This is a genomic window from Rhodopirellula sp. MGV (assembly GCF_002251265.1).
Lineage (GTDB): Bacteria > Planctomycetota > Planctomycetia > Pirellulales > Pirellulaceae > Stieleria > Stieleria baltica_A.
In genome coordinates, this window is record NZ_NPDI01000017.1 from 13,223 (window position 1) to 40,144 (window position 26,922).

The window sequence follows — 26,922 nt, forward strand, 5'->3', positions numbered from 1 at the left end:
GCTACCCCTTTCCTGCACGGTCTTTGAATGCAAAGAAACGCTCCAAACGTTCGCATTCCTTTATGACGGGATGTTTCGGTCCAAAATGCTCTAGAAGTGCAGAACGCAAATCAGCTGCTGCCCGCGAATCCAGATTTCGAGTCTCGACGAGGCTTCGGTATTCGTTGAGCATCTTCGCTTCCGGGACGGGGGGCACTGGATCAATGCCCATGATCTCCGCCAAAACATCCGTACTCTCGACACCGCGTGTTTGAAAATCGGGTGTCGTTATGTCGCCGATGCCATCCTCAACATGAACGACACGAATTGAATCGCTGTCGAGCGTAGAAAGCACTTGAGGACTGTGAGTCGTTAGTACGAATTGAACTTTCGGGAACGCTTCCGTAAGAAGCGTAGCGATTTGCTGTTGCCAACCGGGGTGAAGGTGCAAATCTACTTCGTCGATCAATACAACGCCCTGAGTTAATTCGCATGCGAGGTCGTTGAAGTGCGGATTCAGCCGGCAACAGCGATATGCCATGTCTGCCACAATTGCGATTGTGGTTCGCACACCGTCGCTCATCACTCCGGCGGGCAGCCGCCGACCATCCTCGTGTTCTACTGTTAAGATGCCATTCTTCTTTGGATCATCGTTGTATTGCCAAACGAGGCTAGACCATTCGGTTGGCTGCAAGACATGCTTGACGGCTACATTAATCGTATTGAGAAGCTGAGGTAAATTCGTGGACTTGCGAAGAACGCTCTTCTTTCGGAGAAACTCGTAAGCACCACCATACCATTCGACGAACCGCCGAAAGGTTGTCAGAGGATCAAAACAGTCGTCGTAGCCCTTTAGTCTGGAATCCTCAAACTTTGAGACGAGGGAGATCTCTTCATCATCAATGACCGCGGTACGAGTTGCTTTGTAATAGGCGAGGACAGGAAGATCGACCTGGTCGTGTTCTTCTCCATCTGGGTCCAGAAACATTGCAGTGCGAAGCTCCTTGACACTTTGCACCCGTTCACCCAGACGGCGTTTTGCAGTCGTGCGATTTCTTTCCCACGAAACGCTAACCGCGTTCACCGTTGCCTCGGCCCGTATGACAGTTGGCAGACACTCGCGCATTTTCCTGTCGCTATCGAGCGTACGGTGAATATTCCTAGCCAGTATCGTTTGTGTCGGCTTGCTGGGAGCCATCCCAAATACGAATGACTCCAGTGAGAGCATGATCGCTTCAAGAAGTGCTGTCTTGCCCTTTCCATTGTTCGCAACAAGCACGGTAACCCGGGGATGCAAATCAAGTTTACACTCAGCGAAGCAGCGGAAGTTCTTCACTTCGATGCTGTGAAGTTGTAAGGTGTCTTTAGGGACTGCCTCTGTATTCATTAGAACAGCTCTCCTTGACTGATCCGTGGTGCGGCCGACTCGATGTTGGTCCAGCTAGTGATCAGTTCGTTGTAAGCACGCGCATCGTCCGCCCAGTTCTTTCGCTCACAAAGCGTGTACAAGCGATATGCGAGCTGTCTAGCAGCTTCGGATCGGGATTGAACGGTGCCGTGGCCGAGAAGTTTACCGGCGGCTGATTCGCCACCTTGCCGCAATGCACGGATTAGTTGATGCAGGACTTCCCAAACCGGGATTCTCAGGTCATTGCTAGGATCCCAATCAGCCGGAAACTCGTTCCATCGGAAAAGTTGCACCTTGCCACCGTTGCTGTTTAGTACCCCTGCCTCTTTCAAACCGGAAACGCTGGTCGCTTTTGCACGCGCCAACACATCAGCTTCGCCAAAGATGCCCGGTTCCCAGCCGTGTTGATCAAACCAATGCAAACAAAACTGCGTGTCCGCATCAAAATCGTCTTCGGCTAAAAAACGGTTGATAAGCTGAAGTGCAGTGCGAACCGACATCGATGATCCATCCGCTTCGAGTACTGCTGAATACTTTGAAAAGACGGCCATGCCAGGGCCAATTACCGCTTGAGACAAGTCCACCGGCGCTACTGGTGAAGGCAGGCCTTCGCTTTCGCGTGTCATCGCGTCGATGGCTGCGGGCAGAGTAGCATTCAGTTCACGAATGAATCCTCGCCGAGAGATTGAATCGGCCCCAACAGGTCGTCTTCTGCATACCAACACAACTGACGAAGCCAGCGCATTCATCTTCTTTTTTAAATTACCGGTAAGCTCCGTACGCATTGGCCAAGTGCCGCCAAGCGCAAAACCCGACCGGTGAATTGCTTCGAGAAACGAATCCCAGCCCGTATTGGTCGTGGAATCCCCTTTCGTCTCAGACTGCTTGAAAGAGTAGTAAATTGTCGTTGGATACGCAGGATGTGATTGATCTGAGATTGACTTCATTACTTCCGTCATGCCGTTCAAGAAGAAGTCTTCTGCTGCTTCATTTCCTCCGTGTCTGGTTGGGGAAGCGATGAGTTCGTCAGATTTTGGAACTGCAATAGTTGAGAGCAGTTCCGGATAGAAGGGGCGAAGTGCTCGCCTTAGCCAGACATAAAAGAAATCGGACAAATCGGCGTAGCTGACGTTGTCATAGTAGGGAGGGTCGGTCGAAACAACTCGATTTAGTATCTCGACGTTTTTTGCATCACGCTGTTCAACACGCCCCGGCACACTAGAGGTAAATGAGCTAATCACCTTCGTCAAATATTTAACATTGGTCAGAAGCGTACCACCAGCATTTGAGAAAGGATTGCTTTCCGCAAAGTCCCAGGTCATCGGAAGAGCCTGGCGCATGAATACTTGTTTAACCAATTCGTCCTTTTTGTGAGAGCTCCAGACGCACAGAGTTGACGAGTAATTGGCCATCCGACTCAGTGCAAAAGCCAGATAAACAACGATCGCGCGCGAATAGGCTTCAGTATCAAAACGCTCAGCTTGGTCATCCCTGATGTCGTGCTCTATTCGTTCTTTCACGGCCACTAGCAACTCACAGAATGTATCTAATGCCAAGACCTGCCTGTCAGTAAAAAGATCTCCAATATTGGACATGCCATATACAGGTGGCTGAAAATTGCGGTGTTTTTTCGGCATCTCGCTGTTTGGTCGCCAGCTAGGCTCTGCAGAGTTCGCGGATTCGACCTGCGACGTTGTTGGCTCGAGATAAATTCGTTCCCTAACTCCTTCTGCAACGATTGCCATCATTCTGCAACCCATGCGCCCCGCCTTTGCCTCAGACCGGATATAGTCGTATGGCACAGGGGACTCGGACATCAAGCATTTGAATGCCTTTCTTGTGCCTGCAGATGTCCCCGCTTTCGCCTCAATGGTTGGCGTACCGGTCTTGATTGTAAATTTGTAGCCATTTCTGGCTAAAACAGGCTCCACGTACGCTTCTTTGCCTGGCTTCGTTCCGAGCATAAAGGTGCTTACAAGCGGAACTTCGATCGACGAGTATGCTGGATTGGGACTTCGGACGGTTCGTGCCCAAAGCCAAGCTATAACGGTCAGCTTCTTTCCCCGATAGGGTTCCAAGTCTGGTCGTCTCTCAATCATTTCATCCGTGATCGTGACTTTCGGGTATAAATGGCCGATACGTTTTCCAGCTTCGTCACGCATCCACTTGCCGTAGTAGTGGACGTCGTCGGCTAAGCCTTCGGCGCCCTTCCATTCACGCTCGACCAATCTTTTGTCAGCTCGCGAATCAAGATTGACCGGTGGCAATCCCGCGAACTTCGGTGGAATCTCGATCATTGCCTTGTTTATCAAAACAGCGACAGGATTGAGGTCGCTCGCGTACGCTTCTAACCCCAGACGTTGAGCCTCCAATGGGATTGTGCCCCCGCCAGCAAACGGATCATGCAGACCAGGCATTCTGTCCGGATCGAACAACTCGGCCGCTTGCGGATGGTCCTTGTTCAGCTCGCAAGTCTCCTGCCAGCTCCTGCGAATTTCGGCACGAGCAATGTTTAGCACGTCTTCGTTGGTCGTATTCTCCCACAACACCAAATCTTCGATGATCTTGAACAAACGCGCACGTGACTTCGTCCAGTGACCACGAACCTGCTTGTTTGGCTCTTTCCCGGGGTTCTGGTAGTACCAAAGGTCTTCGGGGTCGTGAACCAATTGCGAAAAAATCACGGCGCGTGCAGCGGCCAGCGGACGCCGAGCCCACCACAGATGCAACGTTGAAGGGTGTCCGTGCCGAATCGATTTTTCCCGTGCAGACGCCGCATTGATCGCATCCAGCGGCAGCGCCACCTCTATCAGCTTCTTCGGAGATTTGATCTCGTGAGTCATTCAGGATTCTTGTTGAAAAGCATTGTTATTCGATAGGATTGCGAGTGCGAATGTCCACTTCCGGCCGGATCGCAATTGCGGCTCGCACTTCGTCGTAAATAGAAATGTCGATGCCTTCCGCAACTTCCAGGGACACGGCAAGCCCATAATGGATCGGGGTTTGAACTTTCGCGGCGTCGGATTTGCAGCTGACTTTAACCCCGATCGAATCACCACTCGTAATTGCGATAGCTTGATCGCCTTCAAAAACTTCGTGCTGAACGGTTCCGCGTCGGACCGCTTGCCAATCTGCATCTTGACGGTCATTGGCGAGTCGATTGCCAGGCATGTCGAACCACAATTGCGCGGCGCGATATTTCTGGTTCGTCGATACGATTGGTGAGAACCAGGCTAGCGTAACCGTCAATCGTCGCACGGTCTTTCGCGATCCGAGACCGGTAGGAAGCGGCATTGCAAATTCGTGGCCTTGCTCTTCGCTGAGCGACCCGAAACCCAAAACTGTCGCACGCTGCTTTGTGCATTCAAGCATTCGGTTGATGTCAGGTTCGCCATACCCCAACCATCGACTGACTGCATGTTTTATTGAACGAGAATCATGATTGGCCGAAAGAATGTTCCGTAAACGATCCCCGGCGACGTCCCAGTCCGATGAGTGGACGACCAAGGACTTCAATAGGGGAGCCAAGTACGGATCAACAGGGACGTCGCTTGCTTGTTCGTCAAGCAATTCGGTGAGCGTTTCATACGCAAAGCCGAGGCTTCTGGTAACAAGTGCAGCAGCGTTGCTGGTTCCACGCGAATACGAGGTTTTCGCTCCATCGCCGGGAACGGTTCCGGGAGCGGCAACTTGGTGCCCCGGTCGTCGCCGGTGCGGCCGGCAAACAACCCGATTTCCGTCGAGTGCGAAATCGTAGAGTACCCGCCCACCTGGATAAACAACTTCGGGCTTGATTGACCGGCGATAGCCACTTCCAAACGATGCAATGGGGCTTGGTAGGGGAGTGCGATAACACTCAAACAAACGCCCGGGATCCAGCTCGCCGCTCGAATCGTGATTTGTGGCGTTAACTGTTAACCCATTGATGGATTCAGCAGGCGACAACATCCGACGATGTCGTGATTCACGATAAAGAGCCTTGATGATCAGTTTTTCACGTTCGTCTTGACTCAGCGCATCGAGCTCTTCCTTGGACTTGGAAACTGGAATGTCGCCCAGCTGATTGCCAGCGCTAATGACAAACAAAACTCCATACTTATGGCTCAACCAGTCAATCAGACGAGCGAATGGGCTAACCATTTGAAGAAAAGGACGGCTTTGATCGCCAATGGAGAGGTTGATAATTTTGACTGTAGGTGCTGATGGTGGCGAACCTTCTTCGCCTTCATACATTCGTCGAACAGCACGATGAATCACATCAATCGAGAGCTGGTCAGAAGGCATTCGCTCTGGGTACGGCGGATTAAGTGATTCCACCGGAATAGTGATCGGACGGACATAGACAGGCCGTGTTAACGGTGGCTCACTATTCGTAAGATCTCCCCAAACGACTAGCGAGCACATGCCAGTGCCATGAATCCGGTCTCGCACTTGGTAGGTGGGAGAAAGATCATCGGGATCTTCAATGGACAGCCTGTCTCGCAACAGCAGGTGATTCTCAACTGGCAATCCGTCCAGAACTGCGATGCAGGGATCACCAGTCGGATAGGGGAAACTGCCACGATCGGGTGCTTCGGCTCGCTCCTGACCGTCGAGACGTTCGCCTGCCGCAATCTGTCCGGTCGGCCGGAAGTACATGATGCTGTCGCACTTGACCAACTCGGTGCTTGGGTTTTCTAAGATTCCTACGATCGCCCGCCTTGGCAATTCAACGAGCATGGCGTGATATGCAATTGCGGCAAGCTCGCACGATTGAAGTACATTGCCACCGACACGGTTAACAAGTCGCGTTATCTCTTGCTGCGATTGGTTGCGAATATCCTGCGAACCTCGATACCAGAGCTCGATTTCCGTCCGAATGACTTCGTCAGGTGCATGTTCTAATTCTTCACGCCAGATTTCGAGTGCACCACTCTCTTCTAGACGATCTTGGACATCCCATCGACGAATGTCGTAGAGTTTGTCAAAGACATCTCGAAGCGAGGTCAGCCCGCGTTCCCACACGACATTGCGATCGTTCTTGTATCGCTCCCATTGAGCCAAGAGCTGCTGCATCGCCGCTTGATCGGTGAATACGAGATATAACCGCCCACGCATCGTCTTATCGTTGGGGTTCTCGTCCGAATCGGTGCGGTAAAAGTCATCATCGGGCGCGATCTCGTCGATTTCAAACTCGCCCAACCACTCCAAGCCTTCGATACGTCTAACGGCGGTGGCAAATCCACTTACGCTGCCGACGGTCTCAATGACGATCACTTGACTCGGATCAATTCCGTCGGGCGATGCAAGCACCTCTGCTGCCCGGCGCTCGAACGCGTCTTTAAGCCGAGTCAATTGCAGCGTCACTCGCTCACCTTGACGTGAATGTGACGGGCGAGTGAAGTTGTCACCGCCCCCGCCACCCAATGCGCTGCGATTCGCTTGCTGTGGACTTGGGAAAATTAAAAGAGGTCGCTCCGCCATTACGCGTTGCCTCCGTCTTCACTTCCTGCGTTGACGGATCGCGCCTTCCAGGTTTTGAGCGTGTCTTGGACGATCTTCTTTATGTCGCCATCGGGCTGCCTGAGTATATGGCGTCTCATGACGCTGATAGCGAATTCTTCTGCTTCAGCGAAGTTGATGCCATACAGCTTCTTGGCGAGCGTGTCTGGAGCAAGTCCAAGTGGTTGTTTAAGTCGTTTCTCAAACTTAGCAAACCATTCAGCGAGTTGAGCGCGAGTGGGCATGGGGAGTTCGACACGAACCTGAAACCGTCGCCATACGGCCCTGTCTAATAACTCGGGATGGTTTGTGGCACCGATCACGATGACGTGACTGGGGAGGTCGTCAATTTGCAAGAGCAACGAGCTGACGACGCGTTTGATTTCTCCAGTGTCGTGAGTGTCGCCGCGTTCCTTTGCGATCGTCTCGACCTCGTCGAAGAACAGGACGCACTTTCGTGTTCTTGCCGCGTCCAGCAGACGTTTAAGTCGAACGGCGGTCTCGCCAAGATAGGCCCCTACAATTCCGTCGTACCGTACTCGAAGCAATGGAACCATTAGCGACTCGGCAATCGCTTCGGCCAAGGATGTCTTGCCGTTTCCAGGTGGCCCAACGAAAAGGAGGCGATTGCGTGGCTCCAGGCTGTACGATCGAAGCAGATCAACACGGTGGTGCTCCGAAATCACTTCCTTGATGATTAATTCAACATCAGACGGCAATAGAAGCTCATCAAGCGTTCGCTCGGGAACTTTCTCGATGTACAGATTACCAACGCGAGCCTCGAGTGAATGCGAACCATTGATTTGTCCATTGGGCGTTGCTGCGGTGGCAGTTTCTTGAGGAGCTACGGTCAATAGGTCGCCCAGTCGATCCGCTAGCACCCCGTGGTTCTTCGCGCGTTCCTCAACAATGAGTGCTTCCACCGTTTTACGAAAGCGCACACGATCCCCTGACATCCCGTAGGTGACTAAATCGGCAATGAGGTCGGCACGTGCCATCTGGCGTTCTTGTTATCTCAAAGGTATTGAGGACTAATATTTGGACAAAGAAAACTGTGTTGACCTAGCGGAGTCGCTCGGCCCGTTTGAGTAGATGACTTAACTTGAAGTTAATCGACGATGTTCCCCAAGGCGGCTCGGAGTCGAACGGATTGGTTAGGTAATGGACGCTTTCGACGGAATCGTCCTCGTTGATCTGCACAATGGCGAGAATAAACTTTTCGGATTGGTTCAGTGCATATAACATCTCATTGCGTGTAATTGTGACCGTATCGGCCCCCTTTGCTCGGCCCTTGACTTCGATGTGCCTCGCATCAGATTGGACGCCGTTCCCATTGGTTGGGTAGGATGTGATGTCCCAACCACATTTGGCGGCAGCCACATCTTCGACACGGCATCCCATTGCTTCTTCGATCTCGATGACCGCATCCATGGCGATCTTCTCGGAACGCGCTCGGGCTAGCGGGTCAGCAGACGTATTGCCGGGCGTTGGTTTTTGATCTTGCTCCGCATGAATAAGGCCAATCGGGATCACTAATGCACCACTGACCACAACGGGGGTGCCCGAAGTCACGTGTCGCATCGACTGCAAATCCTTCTTGCGGCTTTCTAACCGCGATGTCATCTCGGTGATCGTTCTCTTGGCGTTGTCCAGATTGAGCCGTACATCTTTGCCTGCTTCTGCATCTTCTTTCAGCTTCATCCATCGATCCGTCCAAAAGTCAATCTCTTTAGTCAGTCGTTCGTGGACAGCGCCAAGAGTTTTATCGACGTGAGCGATTCGCCGATCCGCGACTTCGGCGTAGTGCTCAGGGACCAACGTCGTGGCAGCAAGCGTGAGGGCTTGTTGGTCGAGATTGGCTTTGAGCCAATCAGCATTCAAAATAGAATCAACAATAGTCTGCTGTTCTGTGGCAATAGGCTCCAAATCAAGGTGCGGAGCCCAGCCGGCAAAAGTGGCTTCGCCATTTCGGGTGACCCTAACAAACTGCAACCGTTTAGAGATGACGGTGCCGTCGCCCGACTTGACTTCATGTGTCAACATGAAGAGAAGCCATGGATCGGATCCTTCGTCAGTGGGATCGACAAGAACTGCACCTTGACGGAGCAGATTGGCATTCTGTTCCAAAATCAAATCGCTAACGGCTAACATCAATGGATGGCCGGGATGCAGCATGACAGCGGGCGTAATACCAGGTTTGTCAAGCGGTTGCACGGCTTCCTTGGTGAAGCACACCCTTTCGTAACGGCGCAGTACGGGAGATTGGTCGCGGCGATTGCGGCCCGTGATACGTCGGTCGCGTTCACGAAGTGATCCGGGTACATGAGTGACCTCAAACCGGCCGGCCTCGCGGGGGTGCATGCTGCCACCGATTTGCTCGAATGCCTTAGTAAAGAAAGATCGAATGAAGTACGGTTGTAGCCGCCTTGCTTCAGCCTTTTCCATTTCTGATTTGACCGCGAACAGCCGCTCAGGACCAAGCGTTTCTTGCGACAAAGCGTTTCGATCGAGAACTTGTTTGATGTGGGTATGATCGAGTGTGTCGTCGATAACTTTTGACAGTCGAGCACGTGTTTCAGGGAGATCGGAATACGTAATCGCGTCCATCAACAGCGATTTCAAGCTCACGTCCTCAAATAGTTCACCAAGGATATCGAAGACGCGTCCTTTCAATGCAACAGCTTCAACTTCTAACTTGGTAAGCAGGCGGTGATAAACCTCGCCCTCTCGGGTTTCTTTGGCTACGAGATTCCAAAGGTGACACACTTCAGTCTGCCCAATGCGGTGTATACGACCAAACCGCTGCTCCATGCGGTTGGGATTCCACGGCAGGTCGTAGTTGACCATCAAGTGAGCGTTCTGAAGATTAACACCTTCTCCAGCAGCGTCGGTAGCGATCAAGACGCGAACGTCGGGATCACTTCTGAACAATGCTTGGTTCTTTCGCCGGTCATCTCGTTTGACGCTGCCATGAATAGTGACAATCGCATCGTAGCTTCCAAGGACGCCAGCAATTTTTTCGTAGAGATAATTCAGGGTGTCTTTGTGCTCGGTGAATATAATGAGCTTTCGCAAACGACCGGTAGCGTCTTTCAACTCCGGCGATCTCTGCAGTATCTTCGAAAGCTCATCCCACTTACGATCGAGTCCAGATGCCACAACCGCTTTAGCACTGGCTTCTAGTCCTTCGAGGATCAAGATTTCTGCCTGCAATTCCTCAGGAGTTTGCGAAGCTGTCGCGCGATCGACCAGTTCTTCTTCTAGCCGCTCCTGTTCCTCCGCCGTGAGGTCATCATCGTCTTCTGGAACGTCGTCCAATGTTTCGGCTAGAAGCTGTCGCCCGCGTTGGCTGATCTTTTCCTCAGGCAGGCGCTTCTCTAATCGCTCTCGTCGGCGTTTGAGCGATTGAAAGATGGCTTCGGGGCTGGAAGCCAATCGTCGCTGCAAAGCTGTAAGGGCGAACCCAACTGATCCCTTTCGCTGGCCACCCAACGCCTCGGCCTTACCCATTTCCGTTTTGACATACTGTGTAACCGCTTCATAAAGCGCGGCTTCCATATCCGACAGTGTGTAGTTGACGGTATAGGCCTTTCGTTCCGGAAAAAGCGGCGTTCCATCGAAACGCAATAGTTCTTCCTTGACCATTCGCCGCATCACGTCGCTGGCGTCGACCTTGTGAACTCCATCGCGAAACTTGCCATAGAATCGGTCAGAATCGAGAAGCGAGAGAAAAAGCTGGTAGTCTTCTTCCTTGCCGTTATGGGGAGTGGCGGTCATCAACAGCAAGTGCCGTGATGCCGCACCTAACTTTTCAGCCAGTACAAATCGCTTCGTCTTGTTGAGCTTGTTGCCGAAGTAGTGGGCTGCGCACTTATGTGCTTCGTCGAAGATCGCTAAATCCCATGGGACGGCGCAGAGTTGATCACGCAACTCCTCATTTCGAGATACTTGGTCGAGGCGGATAATCAGACGATCGTTGTCGTCAAACGGGTTTCCGCTGGGTGAAGCTAATTCGAGGTCTTTCGAGAAGACCTTAAATTCCAGACCGAATTTTTCCCACAACTCGTCACGCCATTGTTCGACGAGGCTTCCCGGTGAAACGATGACGATCCGCTGTGCATCGGCTCGCATGACGAGTTCGCGGATATAGAGCCCAGCCATGATGGTCTTGCCCGCTCCTGGGTCGTCAGCCAGTACAAACCTCAACGGCTGACGCGGCAGCATGGATTCGTAGACCGCCGTGATCTGGTGGGGCAACGGCTCGACGTTGGACGTGTGAACGGCCATCATCGGATCGAACAAAAACGCTAAATCGATCCGTTTGGCTTCAACGGCTAGCTTGAATGCTTCTCCATTGCCGTCGAAAGACCACGGCGTTTCCGCAGTCGCAATGGAAATGTTCGGCTCATCCGCGGCGCTAAGGAGGCGTTCTTTTACGCCACCATCGGACGTTCGATAGAAAACCTGGACCGCACCGTCACCAATGGCCGCGACAGCAGCGACCGTCGCTAGGCAGGATGGCTCAAGCCCCTCGAGTGTTTGTCCTGGTTGAATGTCGTGAATTTTCATCGTGCGCCATCTTGCGTGCTGTCGTCTTCGTCACTCCGTTGCAAGCTCGTTCATTTTCCTAGCGAGGTTTTGTTGAACCGCCGTCGTTACTGTCCAACCAACGATCAATCGTCTCGCGGCGAAAACGCCAATGACGTCCAACCTTTTGGCCAGGAACACTGCCTTCCTGGACCAATTTGTAAAGTGTCGACTTCGATACCTTTAGGTAGGCCGCAAGCTCTTCAATAGTCAGCACGCAGTCGTCGGTTGCCTGGTCTTGCATGAGATCTCTATCCGATTGCACCTTCATCGCCGGACCCTTGCAGAGCGTAGACGAATGGTTTGACACGTTTGGTCAATGAATGGCCCAATTGTTGCGGCAACTAGCAGTTATTGTCAATTACTGGTGATCACTGCCCGAACTTCGCTCCGCCCAGAAACGACAAAACCCTTGGGAATGCTAGGCTTAGTCAATCGCGATGATCTCACGACATCCGGGATAATTGGAGCTAGCCCAGAACCGCTTTCCGGCATGCTTCCCTTTGGCAGCCTTGCGCTTCACCATTGCGGCTTCGCATTTTGGGCATGTCGGAGCGGAAGAATTGTCTGGCGGCGGCGTAACTGAGGGAGTCACTTGCCCCGTTCCTTCAGCAAGCATTGGAATCAGCCTACCGATTTCGTTTCGGACTTCGGCAATCGAATAAGTGCGAGCGGCGGGCACGTGCAGAATAGGAAGTCCAGCTGCGGCCAAGGCGTCGTCGACGAATGCGTCACGTTCTTGTCGGTCTTTGCGATTGTGGCTGGCATCGTCGAGCTCGACGGCAAGCAACGGTTGCATCGTGGTCGGATCGCAGAGCAGGAAGTCGATGTGCTTGCTGCTGATTTTGTTTTCGAAACTTCGACTTCCTTCTTGTCGCGGCACGTAGAGCACGTCCCAAAGGCGGACCTTGTTGTTGATTGAGAACTGCTGACCGACCGCCTGCACAAGAATGCGATAGAAAGACAATTCGGCGGGCGAAAGAAATTTGTCTCGTAGACGATAAGGCAAACCGGGTTTTAAACCCTCCGCTCTATCGCCCGTGCCGATGCCAAAGAGCTTCAAAAGGAATCCTAAACATCCACTTCTCTGTGACTCCGCCATGCTTGTTCGCCTCGGACCTACTATTCAGCCATGTTGTTTCAGCGGAAATCTAGCACACCTCAGATGCAGCTTGAATCGCCAACCTGCCTGAAACCGCATCGACAAATCCGCTTTTGGATACCGAACGCAGTCGAGATCAAGATCACTGGATTTTTGAATGAAGATCTGGTTCGCATTGCACGCACAAACCCGATTCTCGTCATCTCATTCTGTCGCGTTTGAAAACGCAACCTGCTCGTGGAGACAAGACCTTTGATGAAGCAGCCGTGATCGAGTTACCGCTTGGTCGAAAAGGTCGCAGTCGTCCATCCCTGGAAACGCGGACGGTGGAAAGACATCGCGACCCGGCCACCAAAACTGTTTCAAGAAATCAATGCATCGAAGTTCTTCGATGCGATCCTCGATGAAGCTTTCTGCGACTTGTCATGAAGGTTGGTGAGAGGGCAAATCCCGTCAGCAGGGACTCGTCGCCTCGTCCACTACCGGTGCTTGTTGTCGCGATTGCTCGACAAAAGCAGCGGTTGAGAATGCTACTTTCGCGGAGCGAAAGGCGACACTCGACAATCAATCGCTCTGGCAAATCATCCGGCTTCATGATTCAACCCGCGATTTGAAATCCAATCGCTATGCCCGGAACAATTTGATCTTTGTAATGTTCATTTTGCAGTTTGCAATCCACCTGCTCCAATGTCGAACGCGAACCATCGGACTGCTTTCCACCGATCCCCGGGTTGGAAAGCGGGTAAACCGCTCCAACCATGCCGTACTTCACGCGGCTTCCATAGGTTCGATTTCTTCGTGTCGCTGTAGTGGATTTTGTTAAAGATCCTCCGAGTGATGGCTGGGATCTTTGACAAGATCCACTACGACAGAAGATGGTGATGGCCGGGATCTTTGACAAGATCCACTACGGGAGGAGATGGTTTGGGAGCTCCTGTATACGCTGACAGCAAAGCTGTTCCATGACTTGCTGGAGCTGGCGGTTCAAGATTGCGATGGTGTGGTCTCCACCGCGACTGCCGAGTGCCGCGGTTCCGTACATGATGGTCCGCCCCAGCATCGTAAACTTGGCGCCGACTGCCATTGCCCTGGCAATGTCTGGACCACCGCGGAGACCCAATTCCATCATGATCGTTACTTGCTTGCTGAATTTCTCGACAATCGGGCGAAGTGGAGGTCATCCGCGCTGGGTATCGTGGGTCGTATTCCAATTCCACTTTTTTCGCAGCTTAGTTTAGGTTGAAAGCGGTGCAGAGTTCGTCAATCACTTCATCGGACATCGCCGAAACGTTGCCGATCGCACGGGCGTTAATGACGGCTTCGGCTGTTGACTCCAAGACTTCCAGTCGATCGAACGTGTCCAGCACGGTTGATCCGGTGACCAAAACCCCGTCGTTCTGCAAGACTGCAGCCGGGTTCGACGCCGATACGTAGTCAGCGATGCTGCCGTCGTCACGATACTGAATTCCGTAGGGCACGCGCCGAACATCACGCAGGAAGACATAGCTCTCCGGGATCGTGCGAACGTCCAATGCAGTGTCCGTCACACTAAACGCCGTCGCATTGACCGGATGTGCGAATACGATCGCCTGGACGTGTGGGTGTTTTGCATAGATCGCCTGGTGGGCGCGAGCTGCGCGACTGGCCAGTTTGCCAGACTCGCGCCGGTCACCGCGAACAAGCACCATGTCGTCTGGCTGCAACAGTTCGCGGTCTTGTTGTGTTGGCGTAATCAAAAACGAATCGTTGCTAACGCGCGCCGAAAAACTGCCTTCGGTACTGATGAGCAGACGCTGTCGACAGCCACGACGGACGAAGTCACAGAGTTGCTTCCTCAGTTCACATTCTTGTGCCGCAGCATCGTCAAATTCACAGGAGTCGAAATCGACGCCTCGGCTTGCCGCCTGACTGAGTTGTGCGTCATCGAGAAAGCGCACGTCACCTAGCTGGTTAGCCTTGACCAGCGTTTTTCCCGCGAACTCAAATGCCTCGAATCGCTGAAAAGCGTCGGCCAGATCTCTTCCACCAACGACAACTCCGTGGTTTTCCAGAATGACGCTATCGCTACCCTCTGAAAAGGTTCGGGCAATGCTCTGTCCCAATGCTTCGCTGCCCGGACAAGCATAAGGTGCGAAGCCAAGTTTGCCGCAGACGGCGTGTGCTTGATGAAAGAGACGAGTGTCCGGCGATTTGCGGCAAATGCTGAACGCAACCAGAGCGACAGGATGCGCATGCACAATCGCTCGGATGTCCGGGCGTGCCGCGTAGATCGCTTTGTGAAACGGAAACTCGCTCGAAGGTGGATGCAATCCATCCGCCGTTCCATCCGCATGAACACAAACGATGTCGCCACGAGTCAGGTTGCCCTTGTCCACGCGTGCCGGTGAGATCCAAATGTTTCTTTCGCGATCACGAATCGACAGATTGCCACCTGAAGTGGTCGTCATGCGATAACGATAGATGCGATCCATCGTCTGCATGATCTGGTCGCGAGGATGAAGCGTATTGCGCATGCTGCTCATATCGATGTCGGCTGTTAGATAGTTACGTGCTGTTCGGTCAATTGTTGAAATCGCTGTACTGCCGCAGACCAGGATTCAGAATGCTCCGGCTCATATCGCGTAAGGTCGGACGACCGCCGCACAACTTCGCGAATGTCGGAGAGCGAACTCAATTCCCCGGCGGATCGGCATTGCACCAGGACATTGCCGAGCACCGTCGCTTCGACGGGGCCTGCGATGACAGGTATTTGGCAAGCGTTGGCCACGAATTGATTAAGCAATCGGTTTTGGCTGCCGCCGCCAACAATGTGCAGAACGTCGACCTTCTTGCCAGACAACTTCTCCAGCGAAGTCAGGACGTCAACATATTTCAGCGCAAGACTTTCCAACACACATCGAGTTGCCTGTCCCGCATCGACGGGCTCCGCTTGACCTGTAACGCGGCAGAAATCTCGCAGCGCATCAAACATATTGGGCGGGTTAAGGAACGAAGGATGCTCGGGATCGATCAAGGCGGTAAAAGGCCTCGCACCTAGCGCGCGCCGGGTAAGCTCGGTATACGTCATCTCATTCGAGGCTTTGTCGAATGCAATCTTCAATCGTTGAACGAGCCACAGGCCCATGACGTTTTTGAGCAGTCTCCAAGTTCCGTCGACGCCACCCTCGTTGGTGACATTCCGTTGCATCGCTTCGTCGCTCAGAATCGGAGCGGAAGTCTCTATCCCGACCAACGACCAAGTGCCAGAACTGACATACGCCCAGTTCTTCCCATCTTCCTTGCTTACCGGCACTGCCGCTACTGCGGACCCGGTGTCATGCGTTGCTGGCGCGACCACATCGATGGACGGCAATCCGGTGATCCGACTGACGGAATTGCGAAGTGTGCCGATGCTTGTCCCCGGCCCGACGATCTCCGTGAACATTTGCGAAGGAATGCGAAGGCGCTCAAACAGCGACCACGCCCAATCATTTGTTGTGGGATTAAAGCATTGAGTGGTCGTGGCGTTGGTGAACTCCGTGACCGCTCGACCGCTAAGACACCAATGGAAGAAATCAGGGATCATCAACAGACGCTTGGCATGATCGAGGAATCCCGGGCTCCGCTCGGTGGCCGCGGCAAGTTGATAGAGCGTATTGATCTCAATGAATTGAATGCCGGTCTGCTGAAACAATTCCGATCTGGAAATTTCCCGCGTGACCTTTTCAAGCATTCCGACGTTGCGTTTGTCTCGGTAGTGCCAAGGCAGTCCGAGCAATTCATCATTCTTGTCGAGCAAGATATAATCGACGCCCCACGTGTCGACACCAACGCTGCAGATACCTTCGTTACCGTCAGCAGCGACTGCACTAAGGCCGTTTTGAATCTCTCGCCAAAAGTGAAGCACGTCCCAACGCAGCGTTTCCGCAATCGCAACGCCACCAGTCGTAAACCGATGTTTCTCGGTAAGCCGAATTTGGCTGCCGTCAAAATCACCGAGCATAACTCGGCCGCTCTCGCCGCCCAGGTCGATACCGATGTGTTTTTGGGTCTTCATCAATACCCTTAACCCAGAGGTCGCACAACCGACGTACTGCGGTAGTAGTCCATTAATGTTTCAATCGACAACACGCCGCCACCGACACCGCTCTTATTGATACCACCGTAGGGTACGCCGTGAGCAAAAACGTTGTGTGCGTTGATCCAACTGTTACCGGCGACCAGCGATTCCGCCACGCGGTTGGCGCGGTCTTTGTCACTCGTCCAGACACTGTTGGCCAATCCGTAATCAGTATCATTGGCCATCGCGATCGCTTCCTCTTCGGTTTCAAAGGTGGCGACATAAGCCACCGGGCCAAAGATTTCCTCACGTGCGGCGATGTTGTCCAGTGATCCGGCAAGCAGTGCAGGCTTGACATAGTTGCCAACGTATCCATCGACGTTCGCCGGACCGCCCCCGCACAAGCACTCTGCTCCTTCCGCCTGGCCTTTGTTTTGATATCCGAGCACCCGCTCACGTTGCTTCAGGTTTACGACCGGTCCCATCTGGCTGCTGGGATCGAGTGGATGACCGATCTTCACATTCTGCATCAATTCTTTACAGCAGCCGACGAACTCGTCGTAGATGTCTTTCTGGATAAGCCAACGTGTTGCGTCGCAGCAAACCTGTCCGGTGTGAAACGTGATCGCACCGACCAATGCTTCGGCGGTGGCTTTGACATCGACATCGGCAAAGACAACCGCTGCGCCCTTGCCACCCAATTCCAATTTCACCGGAACAAGATTGCGTCCGCACGCTTCGCCCACGAGTTGTCCGACTTCGGGAGATCCCGTGAATGACATCCGCTTGATCTGTTTGTTGTTCGTCAGTGCCGCACCCGCTGCTGCACCACGGCCGGTGACAACGTTGATGACACCATCAGGGACGCCAACTTCTTTTGCCAACTGGGCCAAATAGATAGCGGACAGCGACGTGTCTTCGGCAGGTTTGATCACCACCGTGTTACCGGCGGCAAGTGCCGGCGAAATCCCCCATCCAATCAGAAGGATGGGAAAGTTCCACGGAAAGATGAAGGCACATGCTCCCCACGGCTGCTTCACCGTCCAGGCTTCATGCCCTTCTACATCGAGCTTCGTACGTTTTTCAACTTTCTCGGCCAAGCTCACGAAGTAACGTAGGGTGTCGACAAAGTTCTGAACGTCACCAGTCGCTTGAGACTCGATCTTTCCTGCATCGAGGGCTTCGATTTGGGCGATGATCGCTTTTCGCTCTTCAACCGCATCGGCCAGCTTCAATAGGATGCTGCTACGCTCCTGCTGTGAGAGTGCGGCCCATGCTGGGAAAGCCGCATTGGCAATGCCCACCGCGCGATCGACCTCGGCCGCACTGAGATCGTGAATGTCCGCAAGCTTCTCACCCGAACCCGGGTCGATCGTCGCAACCAAGTTGCCGTCCGCGTTCGGAAAACTCTCTCCTCCGACAAAACTCGCCAGCGGAGACTGGCTCAAAAAAGATTCGACTTCGGGAAGCAGCTTGAGTTCAAGTGTGGTGCTCATCGGTCCTCGCCTGGAAAAAGTTGTTCTTCTGATTGCAGTTGTTAGCTTTAAAGTCTATGCGAAACGAATACCGGAAACCTTGACGATCGTTCTCCAAACCAGCACGAAAGTCCCACGGGTCGTTCATTGCGCTTGTTGCAAGGAGACTACCCGCGATCGATCAGCGACTCAAAACCGACGCTACCATCCGCTGCCAACACAGGACTCGCGATCGTAGCGACGGACGTCTCTTCAGCATTGGCACAACAGCATCAAGCGGCACCGATCAATCGAGTGGAAATCAAACGCAACATGATGGAAAACTCGTGAGATAAACAAGGATTGGGAAGGGACTGGTAAGCGAGTAGCACGCTTCGCCTCAAACTTCAACTTCGCTTGCGTCAACCAGCAATTCGCGGCTCATCCACATGGGCGTTGACGCGAACCAACCGATCGTTCCGACTAGTGCAACAAGCTTGACGGTATTGAGTCCAACGATCCCCACGAAAAGTAGAAGGCTGGGAACGATGACGAGTCCGAGAGCGATCAGCGAAACGACCTTGGCAATGTTGCTCATCGAAAGATTCCGTTTGTGAGGTTAAGAAGCTGCATGGGGTGAAGGTTCTTTCTGAGTGAGCTTGCTCAGAAAGAGATAGAGAAGGCCACAGACGATCCAGCACGGAATCACCGCGTACGCAGCAAACACTCCTTGCCAGAGAATCAGGTAGAGACCAACAGCGACCGGTAGAAGCCAAGCGATCAGGACGGCCACGTTGAACTGTGAACCACTTTGCAGGGCGTATTCGTCGCTTAACCCAAATCTCTTCATCAGATAAAAGTCGACGAAGATCACCGCCCCCATCGGGCCAAGCACTGTCCCATAGGTACCCACGAAACCCAGCAGTTGCGCGGAGAGGTTCGGAAAGGCACCCGCAATCGTTGCCACCGCTCCCGCAACAAGAGTCATCGCAGTTCGTGAACTCTTGGGCAGCACGCCCTGGAACGCAAGTCCGGCGCGATAGATCGTTGGATTTGCTGTCGTCCAACCAGCGATGACAACGCAAATGATGCCTGCCCACCCCAGCGAATCAAAGGCGAGTAATCCAGGGTTGGCCGTCACCTTTCCATCGTCACCAACAGCCAGGTCAGGTTGAATCTTGATCAGTGCGGCCAACAACAACGCTGCGGCGATCCATGCCATGTAGTGACCGAGGAACATGCCGATCGCAGGAGCCCACCCGGAAGCCTTACTTTGAGCAAACCGAAAGATCGTCAGGTCTGCCATTCCGAAATGCATCGCCCCATTGCACAACCAAGCAAACACCACGATCTGCCAGAAACTAAACTCACCTGGGCCATTCTTTTGCTGAACGAACGCGATCGCATCATCCCAGAATTTGCCTTCCGAAAAAGCTGCTCCATTGGTGACGCCCATTCTCGCGAGCGACACGATTCCGCAAGCAGCAAAAACTGCGATCATCCAAGGCGCAGCGATGTTGGCGAATCGAGCCACCCTTTCGTATCCGCCCGCAGCGACAGCCGAAATGATCACCCCAGTGATCGCGACCAATCCGGTGAAAGACAGGTTGCTCAAGCCGAACATATTTTCGGGCACATCAAACGTGATACCGAAAGGTACACCCACAGCCGACGCGGAAACCGTGACCATCGCACCCGCTAAAAAGCAGAACAACAGCCCATTGACGAGATTGTAAAACTTCACCAGCGAACCGCCTGAGATCCGTTCCAATTGATAGTAGAGGGTGAAACGTTTCGCCATCGCGATGGGCACAACGAGCAGTCGCCATGTCAGGACTGCAAGAATATTTCCTAGCAACAGTCCCAGAATCAGATCGGAAAGGCTCGCACCGGCCGCAAGGAACAGCGGACCAATCATGAACTCCGTTCCCGCAGCATGCTCACCTGCATACATGCCCCAGAACTTCCCGCTACCAAGCAATGCCGAATCCGGCACCGGTTCACGTTCAAACTCTCCGCCAGGAGCTGATGATGATGCTTCTTCGGTCATTCAAAGTCTCGAGACAATAGTTCGTATGTTGATTGGTTGAGATTACGCTAGGCCATCACCGATTCGTCGCAGCGTTTCGATGTCACACTGCCTTCATATTGCCGTACCTTTTCGAGCCACTGGGCACCGACAGGAACGCCTGTCGACTCGCAGTAGTAATTCCAAACTGCACCCAGCGGCATGGTCTTCTGCTCTTCCATCAGCACGAGTCGGGCGGTCAAGTCGCCGTCGCGCTCGAGCTGCTGCAGTTGCTCCGTCGGCTCAAGCAAAGCCGCCAGAAGAGCTTTCAAAGCGTTGCGAGTCCCAATCGCCCATGCGGCAACGCGATTGATGCTTGCGTCGAAAAAATCCAAGCCGATATGGACGCGATCCAAATAGTCGCCGCGAACGATCTCCTGCATGATCGCCTGCAACTCGTCGCTATAAGTGACAACGTGATCGCTGTCCCAGCGCACTCCCCGGCTAACGTGCAACAACAACTCTGGCACATACATCAACGCAGACGAAATCTTGTCCGAAATCACTTCTGTCGGATGAAAATGTCCTGCGTCGAGACACAAAACTTTATTTCGCGAAATCGCATAGCCCATATAGAACTCATGAGAGCCGACGACGTAGCTCTCACTGCCGATTCCAAACAACTTGCATTCGACGGCATCCAGCGTTTGATTTTGCGGCAAATCATCAGCGAATATCGCATCGAGTGAACTTGCGAGTCTCTCCCGCGGAGCTTTTCGACTTGCAGGCGTGTCTTTGTATCCATCGGGTACCCAGAAATTATTGAGGCATGCGTTGCCCTGCGCGGCACCCATTGCTGCCGCAATCTTGCGACAAGCGATTCCGTGATCGATCCAAAACTGACGAATCCCTGCATCGGCATGTGCCAGAGTAAAACCGTCCGACGCTTTGGGGTGAGAGAAGTAGCTTGGGTTGAAATCTAAATCAACCTTTCGGTCGCGTGACCAATCGATCCATCCCTGAAAGTGCTCAACACCGATTTCGTCACGGTCGACAGGACCATTAAACTCGCCATACAGTGCATGAAGGTTGAGTCGGTGTTTTCCCGGTATCAACGAGTAGGCGACTTCAAGATCGCGTCGCAACTCATCTGCCGTTCGAGCGCGTCCTGGATAGTTGCCGGTAACGGCAAGTCCGTCGCCAAGGGTTCCAGCTTCACCCTCGAACCCTGAGACATCATCGCCCTGCCAACAGTGAACCGAGATCGCGACTTCGGACAGACGCTGAAGTGCAGCGCCGACGTCAACTCCTTGAGCTTGGTAAAGTTCTGACGCAAGCTCAAAAGCGGCGGCAACGTTGGTTGCATTGCTCATTTTTTTGTCCTGTTGGCGATGTCTGGTCTCGCGGTCTGGTAACCCAGTCTGGTCACACAGAACTCCACGTCCGTAGCACCAGTTTAGACCTGGGAGACCTCGAAAACCTTGACGATCGAACCGAATACTAGCACAATCGTTCCGTCTGAGAATGCTTTTTCGGCGCAAGGGCAAGCCGCTAAACCCAGCCGTGGACCAATTGGGCGCCGTTATCGCTCCCACATCGAATGAAAGTACTTAAGAAACAGGACTGGTTTCACGCCGACGGCTTTCCGATCGTCGTGGAGCGTCGAGATCCGCAGGAGCCGTTTGGTCTGCACTGCCACGAGTTCTCAGAAATCGTCATCATCACTGGCGGGGCCGGAGTGCACATCACCGGCGAAGACAGTTACGAACTGAAAACGGGAGACACGTTCGTTATCGGAGGCGACCGGCCTCACGACTATCTCAACATGGATCAACTGAGCTTGATCAATATTTTGTTCGACCCGACCGGACTACCGATGTCCCTCGGTGACCTACAGTCGCTCTCCGGCTACCACGCTTTATTCACACTCGAACCTGCATGGCGTAGCCGGCACCAATTCACCAGTCGCCTGCAGCTTACGCCAGGAGAAATCGCCGAGACGCTTCATTTGATTGACAAACTTGACAACGAACTGTCGGCGCGGCAACCGGGATTCGAAGTCATGGCAATTGCAGCGTTCTTGGAGCTGGTCACATTCCACTCTCGTTGCTTCAGCGCGACGCGCAACCCGACGAGCAAATCGCTCATTCGCGTTGCGGAGACGATTTCACACATGAGACGCCATGTCGCCCAGTCAATCGCCCTCGAAGAGTTGGTGGACATTTCCGGGATGTCTCGGACCAAATACATCCGAATGTTCGAGGCGACGATGGGAACATCACCAATCAATTACTTGATTGGACTTCGGATCGAGGAAGCAAGTCGCCTATTGCGAAGCACTGATCGCAGCATCACCGACATTGCCTTTGACGTCGGATTCAGCGACAGCAACTACTTCAGTCGACAGTTCCGCAAGGCGACTGGTCTGTCTCCGCGCGAGTACCGGAAACGTCATCGGTGAAATGGCTTCTCAGATGCTCAACAGCCGCGATCAACACGAAAACCTGCATCGACTGCCTTAGTACCTGGTGTGGCCCCCAAAGGAGCCCGCGCAATCCGTGCCATTAAAAAAGGACGGTTACATAGCTGGAGTCACTGGCCCTTCAAGCCAACCACGATCGCTGCGACTAGTATTTGTGCTTTGCGGTTAACCCGTAGTGGATCTTGTCAAAGATCCTTCGAGTGACGGATCTTTGACAAGATCCACCACTGACATTGCACAACGCTCGCGGCGGAGAGATCCGTCGCGGGCATTGTCTATGTGCATCAATTCGCTTGACGACGAAGCAAGCTGGGACATCGGAAAGGCCAGCAAATCTCTAGCGTAGTGGATGAGGCGACGAATCCATACACAGGGACTCGTCGCCTCGTCCACTACCGAAGATTCCTGACGGTGACCGCTTCGCCATCCGCGAAGGCGGCAGGACTCGTCACCCCGGGCGTGGCGACACGAGTCGTCGGCTAGCAACGACTAGCATTTCTGCTTTGCGGTTAACCCGTAGTGGATCTTGTCAAAGATCCTTCGAGTTACGGATCTTTGACAAGATCCACCACTGACATTGCACAACGCTTGCGGCTGAGAGATCCGTCGCGGACGTTGTCTATATGCATCAATTCGCTTGACGACGAAGCAAGCTGGGACATCGGAAAGGCCAGCAAGTTTCTAGCGTAGTGGATGAGGCGACGAATCCATACGCCGGGACTCGTCGCCTCGTCCACTACCGAAGATTCCTGACGGTGACCGCTTCGCCATCCGCGAAGGCGGCAAGACTCGTCACCTCGGGCGTGGTGACACGAGTCGTCGGCTAGCAACGACTAGCATTTGTGCTTTGCGGTTAACCCGTAGTGGATCTTGTCAAAGACTCTTCGGGTTACGGATCTTTGACAAGATCCACTACTGACATTGCACATCGCTCGCGGCGGAGAGATCCGTCGCGGGCATTGTCTATGTGCATCAATTCGCTTGACGACGGAATAAGCTGGGACATCGGAAAGGCCAGCAAATCTCTAGCGTAGTGGATGAGGCGACGAATCCAGAACGGCAGGGACTCGTCGCCTCGTCCACTACCAAATGCGTGAGTTAAAAATCGGCCGTTTCGAAAGCAAGGTCACTTCATGTACCGATCAAAGAACGGGAGAATTCTCTCGGGATGCTTGCCAAAGTAGTTGTAGCCGTCTTTGAATCGTTTCTTCGTGTTTTCGATCCACAGCAATTCCTTCTCCTTGCTTCCCAGCAAGTCGAACGTCTTCTGTGCATCCTCCGGGTTTCTGGTCCATTCGTCCTCCAGCACCTGCAACATCAGAACTGGCATCGTCACGCTGGGAGCCCAGTGGTGGGGCGTCATTTCCCCGGCGACAAATCCGCCCATCTTCAAGAGCTCAAGTTCGATGAGTTCTTGGTACTGCTGAATGCCTTGAAGTTCAGAGAAGGCGTCGTAGATCGCAGCCATCGAAACGCCCAATCGTCATTGCCATTGCTGGTTCGAACGGCGCTGGCAAGTCGACGTTCTTCAATACGTATCCGTCGGACGGCGGCATCCGATTTGTAAACGCCGACGTCATCGCGGGGTGATCTGGACATCCCGGCCTACGATGCAGCCGAAGTCGCTGCAGCCATTCGATCTTCTCTTGTGCATCAGCGAGAGAGTTTGATTTTTGAAACAGTGCTCTCGGACCCTGTTGGTGACAAAGTCGACGCACTCGCCGGCTATGCCGACCTTGGATACACCGTGGTGCTTTTCTTCATCCGCATTGCCGAAGTGAGCCAGTCGATGGGGCGCGTCGCATTGCGAGTCGCCAGGGGCGGACATGATCTCCCCGATGAAAAGCTCCGGTCTCGTTTCGAGCGAACGAAGGTAAACCTCGAGCGGGCGATCGATCGGCTGCCGCATGTTGTCGTCTACGAGGACGGGAAACAAGTCAGCGTACCAATGATGGCTCGCGAACCCAAGCAATCGACTTGATCACGATTTTCTTCTGCACTCGATTTCACTTGTAGTTCAATCCTTCATTTTTGAAGGCTCGTTTGACGCGATGAAGTGTGGGATGCTTCTTCACGATTCTCATGGCCGCCTCGTTCGCAAGGCGTTCGCCTTTCTCACCACCAATCGCATCTCCGAGTTCAGACAGCAACTTTGCTGCTTGGTGATAGCTGGTTGTCGACCGCTCTTGGATCAGCTTTCCCGCTTCCGAAATCACTGCCGATGGATCTTCTCGAAACTTCGCAAGGCGTTTGTCCAGTTTGCGTTGCTCAGCGGCCAGCTCTCGTTTCTTTCTTTGGTCGGATTTTTTGGAGGCTTGCTCTCGAATTTCGGCAAGCGTTCGAGTGCCCTCGGTTGTCGGCCATGTCTCCATGCCGGAAGCGTTTCTGATGGCGGCCAACGACTCGGCTCGAACAGCGACTGCATCTCCATCAAGTACTCGCCGCATGAGCTTTTGAAGATCGCCACGAGATTGCTCGCTCAGCCACGCGTCGAAACTTGCTTCTTCGTCACCAGGGCGGTTGGGAGCATCAGAAGATTGGGTGCTGGCCGCGGCAAGTAAATCAACATCAATTTCATAGAAGTCGGCGAACTCAGCGAGCTCAGGCGGCAGGCGTTTCAGTCCAGCCGGTACGGGCGGTTCGAGATCTACTTCGTTCCAATTGAACGCTAGCCATCCAAGATAGAACGCCCGGGTATCGCCAACCATCAAAGCTTTGCGGATTTTTGGAAGTTGCGCCGTTAGATGATCGAACTCGAAGTACTGACCGCAGTAGAAGTCTGAATCGGCATCAGCCTGGAATGACAGCACGCCTCCCTTTCCGCGTTTGTCTTTTGTCCATTCAATGCATAACTCCATCGCGTACGCGTCAAACTGTTTTTCAGTTATTGGCAATCCAAATGGCAGCCGGAACATCAGCTTGCGAATCCCGAAGTTTGCATAGTGCAGGTGCACGTCGTACCCACGCCGCATCATCTCGAGTTCGTTGCCGCGGAAATCGCTGTAGTGGTACTCGTTTTCGAAACTCCAACGTGTGACCTCTGCCCGCGTCGACTGGGCCTGCATGTACGCGAGTTGCTTGTCATTGAGTGGCTGATCCACCGCGGCGAAGTGGATGTATTGATACTCGCTCATGTTTCGTGTCTCGTTTGCAACGCGGAAGTTCAATCGATTGCAATGTGACGTGCATCACTTCACGATTCAAGGTGAATTGATTTTTTGAACGGTTTCCATCGGCAGGAATAGACGAGACTTCATGTTTGGTAGCGAAATGAAGCCGAATCTCGAGTAGAAATCGGCAGTCGGTTGGTCTTCGCATCCACGACGACAACCGCCGCGGCGATCTCTCTTGCAGATCGCGTGCAGCGGGATAAAGCGTCAGCCAGAAGTAATCGCCGAAGTCCCCGATGGCCTACCTCTCGGGCCAAACGCCCGATCAGAATTCCGGGTACTTGTGGATAGCGAGGCAAATGCTTGACCGCTTCGTCGGGCGGACTGTTGAGAAAGAGGGCATCTACGACGGTCTGGAAATCGATCTCGTCACGCACGACGTGGAAAAATTCTTTCGGTTGATGCTGTAGCGGAACGGGTACGTGCTTGAGCAAATCTTCTCGCCGCTGGTGGTGTACAGCACTTCCGAGCACGAGGAACTCAAGTCGATCGCCAAGAACTGTGCATTACGCGTCACCACGCACATGACTACCTCGGATTTGCCGCGCCCCAGTGGAACCTCTTCGCCAAGGAGTCACCGCCGCGCGTCAAGCCACTGCTGTACGTGTATCGCGTGCTGCTGACGGGGATCCACCTGATGCGCACCGGCGAGGTGGAAGCCAACCTGATCACGCTGAACGAGTCGGCGAAGCTCTCGTACATCGACGAGCTCGTGTACCGCAAGCGTTCTGGCCCCGAGAAAGGAACGCTTGAAGCTACCGATCTGGATTTCCATAACCGAGAATACGAGCGTCTCACCGCCGAACTCAAGTCGGCCTACGAAGCCAGCAAGCTTCCCGAGATGCCGTCGGCTCGTGACGAGCTGAATGATCTGCTGGTTCGGTTGCGTTTGAACTCAGCATGACGACAATACGCATGCTGTAAGCAAACCGAAATAGCGGGAACGTTGCGCTAGAGAACGATCAAAAAGCAGCGATGAGGATCGCTATCCAACATTTCGCCGAAATACAACCGGATAGGAATTTTTTTAGGCGGATGAAACTGCTGCCCTTGTACCTGGATAGTAAGTTTGCCCAGCGAAAATGCCAGCAGTTCCCGGCCTGTTGAAAAACACCGTGTTTTGCCGACTTGGCTTTTGCTAGCGGTTCGCCAGAATCTCCTTGGCCTGTTGCGTCTCGCTTCGTGACCGAAACATCCTATGATAGTGCCTGA

18 protein-coding genes and 1 pseudogene are annotated in these 26,922 nt (G+C 53.4%); 3 read left to right on the top strand and 16 right to left on the bottom strand.

Annotated elements, in window-relative coordinates; all coding sequences use genetic code 11:
• Position 1: 1 nt before the first annotated feature.
• From CGZ80_RS05875 to CGZ80_RS05945, 14 genes are all read right to left on the bottom strand, one after another.
• Positions 2-1,366 carry an AAA family ATPase gene (locus CGZ80_RS05875; RefSeq protein WP_094412340.1) on the bottom strand — a complete coding sequence of 455 codons (1,365 nt, stop codon included), beginning with the start codon at positions 1,364-1,366 and terminating at the stop codon, positions 2-4.
• A complete protein-coding gene (locus CGZ80_RS05880; protein WP_094412342.1) occupies positions 1,366-4,230 on the bottom strand; it encodes a DUF1156 domain-containing protein in 2,865 nt (954 codons plus the stop codon). Before CGZ80_RS05880 ends, CGZ80_RS05875 begins: the two co-directional genes overlap by 1 nt.
• A 25-nt stretch (positions 4,231-4,255) precedes the next feature.
• On the bottom strand, positions 4,256-6,850 hold the full coding sequence (locus CGZ80_RS05885; protein WP_094412343.1) for a S8 family peptidase: 2,595 nt from the start codon (positions 6,848-6,850) through the stop codon (positions 4,256-4,258).
• Positions 6,850-7,866 carry an AAA family ATPase gene (locus tag CGZ80_RS05890; RefSeq protein ID WP_094412345.1) on the bottom strand — a complete coding sequence of 339 codons (1,017 nt, stop codon included), beginning with the start codon at positions 7,864-7,866 and terminating at the stop codon, positions 6,850-6,852. Before CGZ80_RS05890 ends, CGZ80_RS05885 begins: the two co-directional genes overlap by 1 nt.
• 64 nt (positions 7,867-7,930) lie before the next feature.
• Positions 7,931-11,437 carry a helicase-related protein gene (locus CGZ80_RS05895; RefSeq protein ID WP_094412347.1) on the bottom strand — a complete coding sequence of 1,169 codons (3,507 nt, stop codon included), beginning with the start codon at positions 11,435-11,437 and terminating at the stop codon, positions 7,931-7,933.
• Positions 11,438-11,495: 58 nt separating this feature from the next.
• Positions 11,496-11,699, bottom strand: coding sequence for a helix-turn-helix domain-containing protein (locus CGZ80_RS05900; protein WP_094412377.1), 204 nt, complete (start codon positions 11,697-11,699; stop codon positions 11,496-11,498).
• Between the two features lie 183 nt (positions 11,700-11,882).
• The gene (locus CGZ80_RS05905; RefSeq protein ID WP_094412349.1) at positions 11,883-12,557 is read right to left on the bottom strand and encodes a DUF2726 domain-containing protein; all 675 of its coding nucleotides are present in this window, start codon (positions 12,555-12,557) and stop codon (positions 11,883-11,885) included.
• A gap of 907 nt (positions 12,558-13,464) precedes the next feature.
• Entirely contained in the window at positions 13,465-13,719 is a 255-nt protein-coding gene (locus CGZ80_RS05910; RefSeq protein ID WP_255407695.1) for an alpha-hydroxy-acid oxidizing protein, read from the bottom strand.
• Positions 13,720-13,786: 67 nt separating this feature from the next.
• Entirely contained in the window at positions 13,787-15,079 is a 1,293-nt protein-coding gene (locus CGZ80_RS05915) for a class II aldolase/adducin family protein (RefSeq protein ID WP_094412353.1), read from the bottom strand.
• A 14-nt stretch (positions 15,080-15,093) separates the two neighbouring features.
• On the bottom strand, positions 15,094-16,593 hold the full coding sequence (locus CGZ80_RS05920; protein ID WP_094412355.1) for a rhamnulokinase: 1,500 nt from the start codon (positions 16,591-16,593) through the stop codon (positions 15,094-15,096).
• Positions 16,594-16,601: 8 nt separating this feature from the next.
• Positions 16,602-18,092: an aldehyde dehydrogenase family protein gene (locus tag CGZ80_RS05925; protein WP_094412357.1), complete on the bottom strand. Its 1,491-nt coding sequence runs from the start codon at positions 18,090-18,092 to the stop codon at positions 16,602-16,604.
• A 358-nt stretch (positions 18,093-18,450) separates the two neighbouring features.
• Entirely contained in the window at positions 18,451-18,648 is a 198-nt protein-coding gene (locus CGZ80_RS05935) for a hypothetical protein (RefSeq protein ID WP_094412361.1), read from the bottom strand.
• Positions 18,649-18,669: 21 nt separating this feature from the next.
• Positions 18,670-20,100, bottom strand: a complete 1,431-nt coding sequence (locus CGZ80_RS05940; RefSeq protein WP_094412363.1) for a purine-cytosine permease family protein — start codon at positions 20,098-20,100, stop codon at positions 18,670-18,672.
• A gap of 47 nt (positions 20,101-20,147) precedes the next feature.
• Positions 20,148-21,431 carry an L-rhamnose isomerase gene (locus CGZ80_RS05945; RefSeq protein WP_094412365.1) on the bottom strand — a complete coding sequence of 428 codons (1,284 nt, stop codon included), beginning with the start codon at positions 21,429-21,431 and terminating at the stop codon, positions 20,148-20,150.
• Positions 21,432-21,658: 227 nt separating this feature from the next.
• Between CGZ80_RS05945 and CGZ80_RS05950 the strand changes: the two genes are divergently transcribed.
• Positions 21,659-22,519: a helix-turn-helix domain-containing protein gene (locus CGZ80_RS05950; protein ID WP_094412367.1), complete on the top strand. Its 861-nt coding sequence runs from the start codon at positions 21,659-21,661 to the stop codon at positions 22,517-22,519.
• A gap of 1,147 nt (positions 22,520-23,666) precedes the next feature.
• Here CGZ80_RS05950 and CGZ80_RS05955 read toward each other — a convergent pair.
• Complete coding sequence (locus CGZ80_RS05955; RefSeq protein WP_198953635.1) at positions 23,667-24,008, bottom strand: hypothetical protein; 342 nt, start codon at positions 24,006-24,008, stop codon at positions 23,667-23,669.
• 129 nt (positions 24,009-24,137) lie between these two features.
• Between CGZ80_RS05955 and CGZ80_RS05960 the strand changes: the two genes are divergently transcribed.
• The gene (locus CGZ80_RS05960; protein ID WP_409994534.1) at positions 24,138-24,521 is read left to right on the top strand and encodes a zeta toxin family protein; all 384 of its coding nucleotides are present in this window, start codon (positions 24,138-24,140) and stop codon (positions 24,519-24,521) included.
• A gap of 25 nt (positions 24,522-24,546) precedes the next feature.
• Here CGZ80_RS05960 and CGZ80_RS05965 read toward each other — a convergent pair whose 3' ends face one another.
• On the bottom strand, positions 24,547-25,674 hold the full coding sequence (locus CGZ80_RS05965; protein ID WP_094412371.1) for a hypothetical protein: 1,128 nt from the start codon (positions 25,672-25,674) through the stop codon (positions 24,547-24,549).
• 359 nt (positions 25,675-26,033) lie between these two features.
• Here CGZ80_RS05965 and CGZ80_RS05970 point away from each other — a divergent pair.
• Positions 26,034-26,614, top strand: a pseudogene (locus CGZ80_RS05970) (DNA polymerase beta superfamily protein); the annotation flags it as partial.
• Positions 26,615-26,922: the final 308 nt, after the last annotated feature.

Bases quoted from the DNA above. Each gene is read 5' to 3' on its own strand.
- CGZ80_RS05965 (WP_094412371.1), bottom strand. From the start codon at position 25,674: ATGAGCGAGTATCAATACATCCACTTCGCCGCGGTGGATCAGCCACTC.
- CGZ80_RS05885 (WP_094412343.1), bottom strand. From the start codon at position 6,850: ATGGCGGAGCGACCTCTTTTAATTTTCCCAAGTCCACAGCAAGCGAAT.
- CGZ80_RS05925 (WP_094412357.1), bottom strand. From the start codon at position 18,092: ATGAGCACCACACTTGAACTCAAGCTGCTTCCCGAAGTCGAATCTTTT.
- CGZ80_RS05955 (WP_198953635.1), bottom strand. From the start codon at position 24,008: ATGGCTGCGATCTACGACGCCTTCTCTGAACTTCAAGGCATTCAGCAG.
- CGZ80_RS05880 (WP_094412342.1), bottom strand. From the start codon at position 4,230: ATGACTCACGAGATCAAATCTCCGAAGAAGCTGATAGAGGTGGCGCTG.
- CGZ80_RS05950 (WP_094412367.1), top strand. From the start codon at position 21,659: ATGAAAGTACTTAAGAAACAGGACTGGTTTCACGCCGACGGCTTTCCG.
- CGZ80_RS05940 (WP_094412363.1), bottom strand. From the start codon at position 20,100: ATGACCGAAGAAGCATCATCATCAGCTCCTGGCGGAGAGTTTGAACGT.
- CGZ80_RS05945 (WP_094412365.1), bottom strand. From the start codon at position 21,431: ATGAGCAATGCAACCAACGTTGCCGCCGCTTTTGAGCTTGCGTCAGAA.
- CGZ80_RS05915 (WP_094412353.1), bottom strand. From the start codon at position 15,079: ATGAGCAGCATGCGCAATACGCTTCATCCTCGCGACCAGATCATGCAG.
- CGZ80_RS05920 (WP_094412355.1), bottom strand. From the start codon at position 16,593: ATGAAGACCCAAAAACACATCGGTATCGACCTGGGCGGCGAGAGCGGC.
- CGZ80_RS05905 (WP_094412349.1), bottom strand. From the start codon at position 12,557: ATGGCGGAGTCACAGAGAAGTGGATGTTTAGGATTCCTTTTGAAGCTC.
- CGZ80_RS05890 (WP_094412345.1), bottom strand. From the start codon at position 7,866: ATGGCACGTGCCGACCTCATTGCCGATTTAGTCACCTACGGGATGTCA.
- CGZ80_RS05895 (WP_094412347.1), bottom strand. From the start codon at position 11,437: ATGAAAATTCACGACATTCAACCAGGACAAACACTCGAGGGGCTTGAG.
- CGZ80_RS05900 (WP_094412377.1), bottom strand. From the start codon at position 11,699: ATGCAAGACCAGGCAACCGACGACTGCGTGCTGACTATTGAAGAGCTT.
- CGZ80_RS05875 (WP_094412340.1), bottom strand. From the start codon at position 1,366: ATGAATACAGAGGCAGTCCCTAAAGACACCTTACAACTTCACAGCATC.
- CGZ80_RS05935 (WP_094412361.1), bottom strand. From the start codon at position 18,648: ATGAGCAACATTGCCAAGGTCGTTTCGCTGATCGCTCTCGGACTCGTC.